Source organism: uncultured Draconibacterium sp., from assembly GCF_913063105.1.
Taxonomy (GTDB): domain Bacteria; phylum Bacteroidota; class Bacteroidia; order Bacteroidales; family Prolixibacteraceae; genus Draconibacterium.
The window spans coordinates 207650-222104 of the sequence record NZ_CAJXYQ010000005.1; the positions used below are offsets into that span (position 1 = coordinate 207650).

General features: G+C 42.4%; 7 protein-coding genes. All 7 read left to right on the top strand.

Going from position 1 to position 14455, the window contains the following annotated elements; translation table 11 throughout:
- The first annotated feature begins 64 nt into the window (after nucleotides 1–64).
- The gene (locus tag QZ574_RS06915; protein ID WP_297088185.1) at nucleotides 65–3181 is read left to right on the top strand and encodes a SusC/RagA family TonB-linked outer membrane protein; all 3117 of its coding nucleotides are present in this window, start codon (nucleotides 65–67) and stop codon (nucleotides 3179–3181) included.
- A gap of 23 nt (nucleotides 3182–3204) precedes the next feature.
- Nucleotides 3205–3858 carry a DUF3826 domain-containing protein gene (locus QZ574_RS06920; protein ID WP_297088187.1) on the top strand — a complete coding sequence of 218 codons (654 nt, stop codon included), beginning with the start codon at nucleotides 3205–3207 and terminating at the stop codon, nucleotides 3856–3858.
- A 5-nt stretch (nucleotides 3859–3863) separates the two neighbouring features.
- Nucleotides 3864–7007 carry a DUF6298 domain-containing protein gene (locus QZ574_RS06925; RefSeq protein WP_297088188.1) on the top strand — a complete coding sequence of 1048 codons (3144 nt, stop codon included), beginning with the start codon at nucleotides 3864–3866 and terminating at the stop codon, nucleotides 7005–7007.
- Between the two features lie 4 nt (nucleotides 7008–7011).
- The gene (locus QZ574_RS06930; RefSeq protein ID WP_297088189.1) at nucleotides 7012–8412 is read left to right on the top strand and encodes a glycoside hydrolase family 140 protein; all 1401 of its coding nucleotides are present in this window, start codon (nucleotides 7012–7014) and stop codon (nucleotides 8410–8412) included.
- Nucleotides 8413–8509: 97 nt separating this feature from the next.
- Complete coding sequence (locus QZ574_RS06935; protein WP_297088191.1) at nucleotides 8510–9460, top strand: glycoside hydrolase family 43 protein; 951 nt, start codon at nucleotides 8510–8512, stop codon at nucleotides 9458–9460.
- Between the two features lie 3 nt (nucleotides 9461–9463).
- Nucleotides 9464–12808, top strand: a complete 3345-nt coding sequence (locus tag QZ574_RS06940; protein ID WP_297088193.1) for a glycosyl hydrolase family 65 protein — start codon at nucleotides 9464–9466, stop codon at nucleotides 12806–12808.
- A gap of 95 nt (nucleotides 12809–12903) precedes the next feature.
- Complete coding sequence (locus tag QZ574_RS06945; RefSeq protein WP_297088195.1) at nucleotides 12904–14442, top strand: pectate lyase; 1539 nt, start codon at nucleotides 12904–12906, stop codon at nucleotides 14440–14442.
- The last annotated feature ends 13 nt before the right edge of the window (nucleotides 14443–14455 follow it).

The following is a 14455-nucleotide window of genomic DNA, read 5'->3' on the forward strand; positions in this document are numbered from 1 at the left end:
AACAAAAAAGTAACTGGAAAAATCTATACTAATCATTGTGAAAAGTATTCTCATAGTATGTTTATTGCTCGCTAGTCTAACGGTTATCGCGCAAACTTCAACACAAGCTGATAAAATTGTTGTTACGGGTTCTATAACTGATGAGAAAGGCGAAACAATGGTTGGTGTAAACGTGGTGGTTAAAAATACCACCAACGGAACCATTTCAGATGTAAACGGAAAATATTTGCTGTCTGTAAATCCAAATGATACCTTATTTATTTCATTTGTTGGTTACGATACAAAAGATATTCTCGTTAAGGGTAGAACTAAAATAGACATTAAACTGCATGAAAATATTACTGATCTTGATGAAGTTGTAGTAATAGGTTATGGAGAGGTAAAACGTGCAAATTTGCTTGGTTCTGTCGCAAATATTTCTGCTGTTGAATTGGTGGACTACGTAGCCCCATCACTAACACATATGATAGAGGGGAGAATGCCTGGTGTTCACGTAAACCAGAGACAACCCAGCGGAAGTCCGGGAGCAGATACCCAAATTCAAATTCGAACTGAAACTTCATTTGGTTTGTCAGGGGAACTGTTAAAAGATTTTTCACCATTATTTATTGTTGATGGATTTGAGGTTTCTAAAGAGAATTACGATATGCTTGATCCTTCAGAGATTGAAAGTATGTCGGTTTTAAAGGATGCTTCGGCAGCTGTTTATGGAAGCAAAGGTTCAAATGGGGTGATTTTGGTGAAAACAAACCGAGGAAAAGAAGGGAAGTTGAAAGTAAGTTACTCAGGCAGTGTAGGTGTTAGCGATGCTACTACAATGGTTGAAATGATGAGTGCTTATGATCATGCGAGAACCATCAATGCCCGTTATATTGATGAACCGGATAAGCTCATTTCGGCAGAAGAGTTGGAAGCAATGAAAGACCTGGATTACAACTGGGTGGACGATGCCTGGCAAAAATCGATTGTAACAAAACATGCGCTAACATTTTCAGGAGGAACCAGCCGGGTAAAGTATTTTGTAGGAGGTAATTATATGTATACCAATGCCAATTTTCCTGAAATGGGTTATGGTAAATATTCGTTGCGATTAGGTTTAGATGCCGAAATAGCAAAAGGTTTATATGCATCAGCAACCGTTTCTTTTGACGATAAGGACTGGCAACGGCCCGACGGGGCATCATTTGGTTCTTTGCTGAATTCGCCGAAGTGGAAACCGGCCTTTATTGATGGCCTTCCGGTTGGTAATGGAACGAATGCTCCGTTGTATTTATACGAGATAGAAAGTTACAGAAGAGACGTTAATAAAGGGAACACATTAAATCTTAGGTTAACATACGATTTCGAGAAAATAAAAGGACTTCGGGCTTCAGCTTCGTATAGTAGGCGCGAAACACATGGTTACATAAAGAATTACACAATTCCATATACCGTTTATGAATTCGGGCATCCTGAAGATTTTATTTACATATTAAATAATGAAATTATTAGTCCAAAAACAGTAACCAACGACGACCGCATTTTCGAGAGGTATACGCATGGAAGCAGTTATCAGTTAAACCTTAGTTTAAACTATAATAAAACCATAGGACAACATAATTTTGCATCATTCTTTACCTATGAACAATATGAAGGGGAGGGCTTCGATTTTCAGGGAGTATCCGAATTTATTCAGACCTATGGGCTTGAATTGCAGCAAGCATTTCTTACACCCTATACTTCAGGAGGTATGAGTGAAAGTGGTGACCTTGGTGCTGTGTTGCGACTAAATTATGGATTTGCTGATAAATATTTATTGGAATCAACTTTGAGGTTTGAAACCACTACGAAATTTGCGCCTGGTGAACGCGAAGCCTGGTTTCCATCAGTCTCGGTAGGTTGGGTTGCCAGTAAAGAGAGTTTTATACAGGAATATCTGTCATTTATGGATTTTATGAAGATACGGTTTTCAATGGGCTTAACCGGGCTTGCGTCTGTTGCTCCCTATGAATACATGAGGAAATATAGCGTGACTGGTCAAACCTATTTGTTTGGTTCTGATGTTCCGGCTAGTGGACTGGGAGTTGGGGGTAAAACTGATGTGATAAGTACAGGTGTTAGCTGGGAGAAATCTTTGATGCATAACCTTGGATTAGACCTGAAGTTTTTAGATAACAAACTGGACTTTTCAATGGATGCATTTTATACTTATCAATACGATATTTTAGATAAAAGAACCGTCGAGTTTCCTTTAACAGCTGGAATGGGACAAATGCCTGGCGAAAACATTGGCCGTCTTGAAGCCTGGGGCTTCGATGGAAAGATTTCTTACAGAGGAACAATTGGAAGTAATGCATTTTGGAAAATTAGTGGAAATTTTGATTATGCCACAAACCGTATTATTGAAATGCCAACAGAATATCCTGAAAACGATTTTCGCTACCCAATTGGCAGAAGTACCTATGCTATTGACCTTGAGCAAGGTTTCATAAATCATGGAATTATCCGTACACAGGAGCAATTAGATGCCATTAACGCCGAATATATGGAAAAATGGGGACACGGTTATTTAATTGATGGAAGACCTGTTGGACTGGGCGCTTTTCATTATGAAGATATTGGCAGACAGGGAAACACAAGCATAGGTGAGCCCCGCACTGTTTTCGAACCCGATGGCTACATTAACGAGTACGACAAAAAATACCTTGAAAAAATAAACGACGAATTGACGTGGCGGAACCTGTTTCCAACAAACTTATCGATGAGTGGCGGTTGGAAAGATGTTCGTGTAAATATGTTATGGTCGATGGCCTACGGTTTTTACAACAGGGTAGTCGATAAGTCGGCACGTGGAACGGCGACAGAATCGAGTAATGCACCTTCGTTTTGGGCCGATTTCTGGACACTCGAAAATCCTAATGCAAAATATCCGAGTCCCTATTATGCTTCATCTAACCAGTGGGTTTCTACTTTTTGGATGAAAGATATTTATCAATTACGCTTACAAAATCTGAATGTATCTTATGTTTTGCCAAGGGAGATGACAAAAAAATGGGGCGTGGAGCAGTTTCGTATATACTTTTCCGGAACAAACCTATGGACCCCCGTATCAACCTATAAGTACAAAGATGATGCATTAAATGGTTACAGTTCATATCCAATTCAACGAACGTTTAACCTTGGTATTAATGTAAATATTTAATTTGAAAACAGAAACAACTTAAAATGAATAGACTTTTTGCAGTAACTCTTTTATTGTTGCAAGTTTTTATTTCGCTTGCACAGCAAAATGAAGCAGTAGATGAATACACACGCGTAATAACCGGCCGGGCAGACAAAATTGTCAATGCCATGGAATTTTCTTGCGAAACGGTTAAAATACAGGTGCGCGATATCATAGTAGAGCATTACCGTTTTCTGAATGATGCCGAAGAAGCACGAAACGCCGATGTGGCAAAAATTCGTGAAGATTTTGCCGGGAATAAAGAACTGCGCGATGCAAAAATCGACTTGCGTAAAGCTGAGCAGGAATTAAAAACACGCGACCATCATTTTGCTTTTTATGCTCAATTAAAAAATGTAATTTCAGAAGAACAAATCGACCAGGTAAAAGACGGGCTAACCTATGACGTATTAAACGTAACATACAAAGCTACTTGTGATATGATTCCAAGCCTTACCGAAGAAGAAAAGGCACAAATTATGGTTTGGCTGATTGAAGCTCGTGAACACGCCATTGATGGCGGCTCGTCAAAAGAAAAGCACGGCTGGTTTGGAAAATATAAAGGTAGAATTAACAATTACCTCTCCGACAGAGGTTACGACTTGAAAGCCGAACGTAAAGCGTGGGAGCAGCGACTGGAAGAACGGAAAAAATAATATTAATGCAAAACAGAGCTGATAGTAAGAAAAAATTGGGGCAACATAACAGGTTTATGTTGCTTGCTTTTTTATGTTTTTTTACTTTTTTTACAGTAGCCCAAAATTACGAGCTTCCGGCTATTCGTTGGGAAAACCGACAACTGGTATCCACTGCCGACAGTCTTGGGAATATCATTCCCGATTATTCGTTTTGCGGCTACAAAGCCTCAAACGAAAAAATTCCACAAGTTCCGGTAAAAGTGGTGGTTCCCGCACAAAAAGCCGATGCAACAGAAGCCATTCAAAAGGCAATCGATTATATGGCCAGTTTACCAGTTCTTGAAAACGGTTTTCGCGGCACCATTCTATTGCAGGAGGGAGAGTACAATGTTTCCGGTCGTTTTTTAGTGGAAGCTTCGGGCATTGTGTTGCGCGGAAGTGGCAAAAACACTATTCTCAGGGCAACCGGAGTCGACCGCGAAACTCTTATCCGTGTTGCGGGCTCAAATGATTTACAGGTAAGCAATTCAAGGCTTATTACTTCTGAATATGTGCCTGTTGGTTCAAAAACAATTCAGGTTGACGATGTGGCTAATTTTAAGACAGGAATGCAGGTTGTTGTCCATCGTCCATCCACCCAGGAATGGATTGATAAATTGAAAATGAATGAATTTGGTGGCGAAACCTCGTGGTTGGGCTGGAAACCCGGCAGAAGGGATTTAACCTGGGAGCGAACCATCGAAAAAATTGACGGCAATACTTTAGTTTTAAATGCGCCCATAACAACGGCACTGGATAAAAAATATGGAGGTGCAACTGTTAGTACCATGCAATGGCCGGGTAGAATTGAAAATATTGGAATTGAAAATTTAACCCTGGAGTCTGAATTCGATAAAAACAATCTAAAAGATGAAAACCATTGCTGGTTTGCCATCACCATTGAAAGCGCTAAAAACGCCTGGGTAAGGCAGGTAAACTTCCGTTATTTTGCAGGTTCGGCAGTGGCTTTATACGAAACGGCAAGCAAAATAACTGTTGAAGACTGTATTTCCACACATCCGGTTTCAGAAGTTGCCGGGCAAAGGCGGAATACCTTTTTTACCATGGGGCAGCAAACACTTTTTTTACGGTGTTATGCCGAAAACGGGATGCACGATTTTGCCACAGGATTTGCCGCAGCCGGACCAAATGCTTTTGTTCAATGTAAATCAGTTTTACCCAACAGCTTTAGCGGAGCAATCGACAGTTGGGCATCGGGAGTTTTATTCGATATTGTTAAAGTGGATGGTCATGCCCTGAGTTTTAAAAACCGCGGCCAGGACGGGCAGGGAGCTGGATGGACAGCAGCTAGCTCAATGATGTGGCAATGTTCTGCATCAAAAATTGAATGTTTTGCTCCACCAACTGCTCAAAACTGGGCCTACGGCGCCTGGGCGCAATTTGCTGGAAACGGATTGTGGTACGAAGCCAACAGCCACATCAGACCACGTAGTTTGTTTTTTGCACAACTGGCCAAACGTTTAAACAAAGATTTAAAAGATTTTCAAAACGAAATAATCCCTTTCGAAGGCGAGTCTACCTCAAGTCCAACCATTGAACAGGCAGAAGCATTTACAAAAAACGCAGTTAACTCACCCATCCAACTAAAAGATTATATTGAACAGGCCGCGGAAAGAAATCCTATTTCAACGAAAGCTGAAAATTCACTTTTGGTAGCAGAAATTCAATCCGAAAAAGGAGAAGAAGTTCGGGAGAATAAATCGATAGAACTGGTTAACGGTAACCTGATATTTAATGGTGAACACATTGTAGGAAGCCGCTTTTCGGTGCCCTGGTGGCGGGGCGATGCACGACCTTATGCTGCTTTAAAGGCTAGTCCGGCAATAACTCGTTATGTTCCCGGAAGAATAGGTTTAGGTTACACCGACAACCTGCAGGAGGTCGTTGAAGCGATGGAACAGACAGGAACTATTGCCATCGACCATAATTACGGCCTTTGGTACGACCGACGCAGAGATGACCATGAACGAGTGCGACGGTTTAATGCCGAGGTTTGGGCACCATTTTACGAACAACCCTTCTCGCGAAGCGGAGTGGGAGAAGCCTGGGACCGTTTGAGTAAATACGACCTCACAAAACCAAATCCATGGTATTGGAACCGTTTACGTAAGTTTTCTGAATTGGCAGAAGAGAAGGGAAAAATGCTCATTCATCAAAACTATTTTCAGCACAATATTTTAGAGGCTGGGGCGCATTGGGCTGATTCGCCCTGGCGACCTGCAAATAACATTAACAACACAGGTTTTCCTGAACCTGCGCCTTATGCCGGCGATAAACGTATTTACTTAACTGAACAGTTTTACGATATAACCCATCCCATTAGAAAAGAACTACACAGAAATTATATTCGCCAGTGCCTTGAAAATTTTAAAGGACAATCAAACGTAATTCAGTGCATAAGTGCAGAATACACGGGACCGCTGCATTTTGTTGAGTTTTGGTTGGATGTAATTGCTGAATGGGAAAATGAAACAGGCGAAAATGCGCTGGTGGCTTTAAGCACTACAAAAGATGTTCAGGATGCGATTTTGGCCGATAAAAAGCGCTCAAAAATTGTTGATATCATCGATATCCGATATTGGGCATACCGTCCCGATGGCTCGGCGTACGCACCGCCCGGAGGGGCTAACCTGGCACCACGGCAACATGCCCGTAAAGTAAAAACAGGAAAGCGCTCGTTTGAAAGTGTTTATCGTGCCGTTGCTGAGTATCGTACCAAATTCCCAGAAAAAGCAGTTATTTATTCCGAAGGGCATTACACGGGCTATGGTTGGGCCGTTTTTATGGGCGGAGGTTCCTTACCCGTGTTAAGTTCATTGGTGCACGAAGGGTTATTGCAGGCTGCTTCAACCATGTTACCATTTAAAACCGATGAAGAACAAACTTTTGGTCTTAAAGATGACCAAAACGGAATCATAATTTTCAGCAAGAACAAAAAATCGATATCAGCAGATTTGAGTGGTCTGCAAGGAAAATACGAAGTGCTTTTTATCAATCCGTCAAACGGAAAACTGATTGAGAAGGGGCAGAATATTTTGGGAAATCAAATAAATACAATTAGTCTACCTGCACAAGGAGATATTATAACCTGGATTAAAAAGAAATAGAATCATGAGAATTGGAGTCTTATTTTTAGCAATAGTATTACTTTTTGGATGTACGCAATCTCAAAAAAAGGAGGTGAAAGAAGAGACCGGATTACCTCAATTAAAAGTTTCGGAAAACCAACGATACCTGATGGATGAAGATGGAAATCCATTTTTTTGGTTGGGAGATACCGGATGGTTGTTGTTCTCAAAATTAAACCGTGACGAAGCGGAACAGTACCTGGATAACCGCGTGGATAAAGGTTTTAACGTCATTCAGGTAATGGTGGTACATCATTTACAGGTGAGTAATGTTTATGGCGATTCGGCTCTGGTGATGGGCGATGTTTCAAAACCCGCAGTTACCGAAGGAAGTACTTTTGAAGACTCAGCCGCTTATGATTTCTGGGACCACGTAGATTATGTTATTGACATGGCAGAAAAAAAAGGCCTGTATATGGCACTTGTTCCGGTTTGGGGAACAAATGTAAAAGCCGGAGGTGTTAGTCGCCAACAAGCTGATGTTTATTCAAAGTGGTTGGCTGAACGTTATGGACAGAAATCAAATATCATCTGGCTCAATGGTGGAGATACCAAAGGTTCCGATTCTACTGCTACCTGGAATATTATGGGGCAAAATTATCATGAACTGGCTCCCGACCATTTGTGTACTTTTCATCCTTTTGGTCGCATGCAATCATCGCTTTGGTTTCACGATGCCGAATGGCTGGATTTTAATATGTTTCAATCGGGGCACCGACGTTACGACCAGGACGACACCGAAAAAGCTTACGGACAGGATAACTACAAATATGTACGCGATGATTTAGCCATGACACCACTTCGTCCGACGATTGATGGCGAACCATCTTACGAGGGAATTCCGCAAGGTTTGCACGACCCGGCTGAGCCATTCTGGAACGATGCCGATTTGCGCCGTTACGCTTACTGGTCGGTTTTTGCCGGTGGTTTTGGTTTTACTTACGGAAACAGTGCAGTAATGCAAATGCACCGCCCCATTGATGAAACGCCTGCCTACGGAGCACGCGAATACTGGACTGAAGCAATTGATATGCCGGGAGCCGGACAAATGATTCACCTTAAAAACCTGATGCTTACAAAACCTTTTTTTGAACGTTTACCCGACCAATCGCTTATTGCTGCCGGACAAGGCGAAAAATACGACTATCAGGTGGCAACGCGCGGAAATAATTATGCCATGGTTTATACCTACAACGGACGTGAAATGCAGATTGCTATGGGGAAAATTGCCGGCGATAGGGTTACTGCTTCGTGGTTTAATCCACGTAACGGTGAACAAACCGCAATTGGTGAGTTTGAAAACAATGGAACGCAATCGTTCGACCCTCCTGGAGAAGTAGAAGAAGGGAATGATTGGGTTTTGATTTTGGATTCAGTGGAATAGCCTTTCAACAATACTGTCTTTTCGAAGGAGGGACGACTGAGAAATCTTTCATATTGGAACAGATTTCTACTTATTCTTCGCCGAAATGACATTAAAAATGACTAATGAAATTAAAGAAATGACGAAATACATTCTGATACTATTAACAACATTGATTTTCTTTTCTTGCCAAAAGGAGAAAGAGGTTTATATATTCAGCACATTCCGCGAACCGGCCGACAAAGGGCTTTTTCTGGCCTATAGTTATGACGGTTATACCTGGAACGACCTTGGCGGTCCCTGGCTGGCACCCAAGGTAGGTAATCAAAAGGTAATGCGCGACCCTTCGGTGGTTAAAGGCCCCGACGGTACTTTCCACATGGTTTGGACATCATCGTGGCGCGGCGACTTAGGTTTTGGTTATGCCAACTCAAAAGACCTTGTAAACTGGTCGGAACAAGAGTTTATCGAAACAATGGCTTTTGATACATCAACTGTAAATGTCTGGGCCCCCGAGTTGTTTTACGACGATGAAAAAGAGGAATACATCATTATTTGGGCCTCAACAATCCCATATAAATTCGAAAAGGGGATAGAGGAGGAGCGTAACAATCACCGCATGTATTGCACCATCACAAAAGATTTTAAAACTTTTTCTGAAACCAAACTGTTTCTCGACCCCGGGTTTAGCGTAATCGATTGTGTAATTGTAAAACGTGGAAAAGGAGATTATGTGTTGGTATTAAAAGACAATACCCGTCCGGAACGAAATATTAGTGTGGCTTTTGGGAAATCGCCACTGGGGCCATGGGAGAATTATTCGGAACCGTTTACGGCTCAATTTACCGAGGGACCAACAGTACTTAATTTGGGAGAAGATTGGTTAATCTATTACGATTCGTACCGTGAAAAAATTTATTCTACCCAAAAAACAAAAGATTTTAAAACATTTTCAAATATTTCATCAGAAGTTACTTTTCCTGATGGACACAAGCACGGAACCGTTTTTACGGCGTCTGAAAGTATTTTGAATAATTTGATTGAATTGGCAAAACAGAAAAAGCAATAGAGGATGAAGCAAGTGAAGTTGAGTGTGATATTATTTTTTATAAGCCTGTTTGTGGCGATGGCCCAGGATACCGTACATTTTGTAGGGGCTGAAAAGGTCAACATCGATTATCACCACGGACAATTAAGTCCGGTACTGGGAGTGCATAACATACAGGTAATGCGCGCCAACCGGGAGCTGCCCGAAACGGCTGATGGTTTGGGTTGGACCTACAACCATGCAGCCAACCTGGCTTACTGGAATAACAAATTTTATTACCATTACCTGAACGACCCGGTGGGCGAACACATTCCTCCGGGAAGAACCATGTTACTTACCTCAGAAGACGGTTACAACTGGACAAAGCCGATAACGCTATTCCCGGAATACCGCATTCCGAACGGAACAACAAAAGAGGGTGTTGATGGAGTTGCCAAAAAGCTTGATGCGGTTATGCACCAACGAATGGGATTTTATGTGGCAAAAGATGGTCGTTTGTTGACTTTGGCTTATTATGCCATTTGTCTGAATAAAAAAGATAGCCCTAACGACGGGAAAGGAATTGGTCGTGCCGTGCGGGAGATATACAAAGACGGAACTTTTGGTCCCATTTATTTTATTCGCTACAACCACGGTTGGAACGAGGAGAATACCGATTTTCCATTCTACAAATCAAGTAAAGACAAAGGCTTTGTGGCCGCCTGCGATGAGTTGATGGCCAACGCCTTACAAATGCAGCAATGGGTAGAAGAAGCCGACCGCGACGACCCGCTTATTCCCATAAAAAAACAATACAAAGCATTTAGCTACTACCATTTACCCAATGGAAATGTAATGGGTTTGTGGAAACATGCTTTAACCGCCTGCAGCACCGATGAAGGAAAAACCTGGACAGTACCATTGCGCGCACCTGGTTTTGTAAATGCCAATGCAAAAATTTGGGGACAGCGTACCAATGACGGCAAATACGTTACGGTTTATAATCCATCGGAATTTCGCTGGCCACTGGCACTATCAATCAGTAACGATGGTGTGGAATACGATAAACTTTTGCTGGTGAACGGCGAAATTACTACAATGCGTTACGGGGGCAACTATAAATCGTACGGGCCGCAATACGTTCGCGGTATCGTTGAAGGAAACGGTGTTCCTGCAGACAAAAACCTTTGGGTAGCCTACAGCATGAACAAGGAAGACATGTGGATTTCGCGTGTAAAAGTTCCTGTTTTGGATAAAGAAACGGAGCAGGTTGACGAGGTCTTCTCTGAAATGGAAAAAGGAAAAGAACTCGACCGCTGGAATATCTTTAGTCCGGTTTGGGCACCTGTAAAAATTGAAGAACAGGGGGGACAGCGTTGGTTGGCTCTTCGTGATAAAGATGAGTTTGATTATGCTAAAGCAACACGTTTATTTCCATCAACAGATAAACCCAATGTGGAGTTTACCATAAAAACAGGGCAGAACAACACTGGTCTTTTACATGTTGAACTTCAGGATGAAAAAAATACCCCGGCAATCCGTTTAATTTTTGATAAGGATGGCGTAATAAAATACAAATCGGGCTACCGCGTAAACCGAATGCACGAATACGAAGCCGGAAAAGAATATACAATCAGAATTGAAGCTACGGCCACCGACCGTTTTTACAAGGTTTTCTTAAATGGGGAGCAGGTGCTTCGACGTTTGATGTTTGCTCCGGTGAAACAACTGGATAAGATTGTTTTTCGTACGGGAGAAATACGTCGTTTTCCCAATGCCGATACGCCAACCGACCAGGATTTCGACGTAAAACAAAGTGGGAAACCGGTACAAGAAGCAGCGTTTTTTATTAAAAGCCTGAAAACAGAAAAGGCTAATGGGGAAGCAGCAGTTTTAAAAGCTGACGATTTTAAACACTATGTGGATTATTTTAATGGCATGGAGGATGAAAACATCGTTCAGGCCATTCCAAATGCCGAATCGTGGGACTGGATGAAAGCCAATGTTCCCTTGTTTGAATGTCCGCAGCATAACTTCGAGCAAATGTTTTACTATCGCTGGTGGACCTTACGCAAACATATTAAAGAAACGCCGGTTGGATATGCCATGACCGAGTTCCTTGTGGAAAGAAGTTATTCCGATAAATACAACCTAATTGCCTGTGCCATTGGGCATCATACCATGGAATCGCGCTGGTTGCACAATTCAAAATATTTAGACGAATACTTGCATGTTTGGTACCGTGGCAACGAGGGAAAACCAATGGAAAGGTTACGCAAATTTAGCAGTTGGACACCAGCAGCTCTGCTCGAAAAGTACAATGTTGATGGAAACCATAACTATTTGCTCGATTTGTTACCAGACATGGAAGCAAATTATAAACGCTGGGAACAGGAACGTAGATTACCCAATGGACTTTTCTGGCAGGAGGATGTAAAAGACGGAATGGAGGAACAGATTAGTGGTGGCCGACGTGTGAAAAATGCCCGCCCAACCATTAACAGCTACATGCAGGCCAATGCAGTTGCCATTGCAAAAATGGCTGAATTGCAAGGCGACACTGCACTTCAGCAACTTTACCTTGCAAAAGCCGATACTTTGAAAAACTTAATTCAGACAAAGCTCTGGAATCCCGAGATGAATTTTTACGAAACCATTCGTGAAAAAACGCAGGATTACGCCGGAGTAAGGGAAGCCATTGGCTATATCCCGTGGTATTTTAATATTCCCGGAAATGAGCAAACTGTGGCTTGGGAACAAATTACCGATGAAGAAGGTTTTCTTTGCCCTTACGGAATGACCACTGCCGAACGCCGACACCCCGAATTTCGCACGCATGGATGCTGCAAATGCGAGTGGGATGGTGCAATCTGGCCCTTTGCTACTTCGCAAACCTTGGTTGGTTTGGCCAATCTTTTAAACAACTACAATCAGGATTTAATGAACGATTCCATCTATTTCAAACATTTGGAATTGTATGTGGAATCGCAGTACCATCGCGGACGCCCATACATTGGCGAGTACCAGGATGAAGTTACCGGTTACTGGCTTAAAGGCGACCAGGAACGTAGCCGTTACTACAATCATTCAACTTTTAACGATTTAATTATTACCGGATTATGTGGTTTGCGTCCTCGTGGCGATAATAAACTGGAAGTAAATCCACTGATTCCTGAAGATAAATGGGACTGGTTTTGTTTGGATAAAGTAAAGTACCATGGAAAAATGGTATCGATTGTCTGGGACAAAAACGGAGACAAATACCAATTGGGTAAAGGCCTTACCATTTTGGTTGATGGAAAAGTTGTTGGGAATTCTGAGAAATTGGAGAAGATTGTTTGTGAGTTAACGGCAAGCAAGAATGCTCCCGGCAAAACTGATAAAAACTAATAAAACAACTTATATACTTATTAAGAAAATGGATTATGGTTCAAGTTTAAGCTTGACTATTATCCCAAAATTATAACAACAAAACTGTGCTGAATATGGCAATTATCCATCGAATTTTTACACGTGTTTTTATCCTTGTTGCACTATGCTCAAGCTTGGTTGTTAATGCACAGGATGAATCGGTTTCATCCAAACAACCTGAGCGGGGGCAAATTCCCCCACATCCGCCTAGATTGCCGGAGGGTGTTATTCCTGCATTCCCGGGTGCATGGGGTGGAGGTATGTTTACTCAAGGTGGGCGCGGAGGAAAAGTGTTCGCTGTTTCTAATTTAAACGATAGCGGCGAAGGTAGTCTTCGTGCGGCCCTTGAAGCCGAAGGACCACGAATTGTGGTATTTCGTGTAGCAGGAAACATCAAAATAAATGACGATATCAATATCAGTCATCCCTACATTACTATTGCGGGCCAATCGGCACCGGGTGATGGAGTATGCATTATGGGAACAATCAATATCAATACGCACAATGTTGTTATGCGGCATATTCGTGTACGCCGGGGTATTCCTCAGGGCGGCCAAGGCGATGACAACATTGGAGGTAGTAGCCCCGATCATCATATCATCATTGATCATTGTTCGACAAGCTGGGGAATGGACGAAAATATTTCACTTTACCGGCGAATGAGGCCTTCGTTGGACGGAACCAAGAGAATAAAAGATCCGGCCAGAAATATTACTATCCAATGGACTATTTCCAGCGAAGCACTCGATGCACGCGGCCATGCCTTTGGAGGTACATGGGGAGGAAATCCATCGACTTTCCACCACAACCTTTTTGCCTGCAATACGGCGCGTAATCCATCCATTGGAATGTCAGGACCCTTTGATTTCCGTAACAATGTAATTTATAACTGGCGACACCGTACAATGGATGGCGGCGATGAAACGTCTATGATTAACGTCATTAATAATTATTACAAGCCAGGTCCGGCTACCAACGACAATATGCGTGCTGTTTTTGCACGTATCGAAGAGCGATCCATGTATTCACCCGGCAGTGCCTGGGCAGAGGGTGACTGGTATCCAAAAGAAAAAAATCGTCCCGGGAAATGGTACGTGGCAGGCAACATCATGGACGGCAATAAAGAATTAAATAACAACAATTGGGCTGGTATGCGCGGACCTGAGCATCTTGCCCGCGTAAATACTCCATTCGAGGGCTGGCCTGTATCACCGCATGAAACAGCCGAAGATGCTTTTCTATCGGTACTGAAGCACGCAGGTGCCACCCTGCCCAAACGCGATGCCGTAGATAAACGGGTGACTGAAATGGTTTTTAGTGGCAAGCCAATGACGGAGACAGGTATAATTAAAGACATTTCAGAAGTTGGGGGGTATCCGGAGTTGACATACCATCCTGAAAAAGTCGCTGTTGATAGTGATGGAGACGGTATGCCCGATGACTGGGAAAGTAAATACAAGCTTGATCCTGAGAATCCGGCAGATGGTGCCATGGATAGCGATGGTGATATTTATACCAATGTGGAAGAATACCTTAACGGTACCAATCCACAAGAAAAAATCAATTACCGTAACCTCGGCAATAATATCGACCAAATCAGTTTTTCAAAATAAAGAACGTAAACAA

Excerpts from the sequence above, each read along its gene's own strand:
- QZ574_RS06945 (WP_297088195.1), top strand. The coding sequence starts at position 12,904 with ATGGCAATTATCCATCGAATTTTTACACGTGTTTTTATCCTTGTTGCA.
- QZ574_RS06930 (WP_297088189.1), top strand. The coding sequence starts at position 7,012 with ATGAGAATTGGAGTCTTATTTTTAGCAATAGTATTACTTTTTGGATGT.
- QZ574_RS06935 (WP_297088191.1), top strand. The coding sequence starts at position 8,510 with ATGACTAATGAAATTAAAGAAATGACGAAATACATTCTGATACTATTA.
- QZ574_RS06925 (WP_297088188.1), top strand. The coding sequence starts at position 3,864 with ATGCAAAACAGAGCTGATAGTAAGAAAAAATTGGGGCAACATAACAGG.
- QZ574_RS06940 (WP_297088193.1), top strand. The coding sequence starts at position 9,464 with ATGAAGCAAGTGAAGTTGAGTGTGATATTATTTTTTATAAGCCTGTTT.
- QZ574_RS06920 (WP_297088187.1), top strand. The coding sequence starts at position 3,205 with ATGAATAGACTTTTTGCAGTAACTCTTTTATTGTTGCAAGTTTTTATT.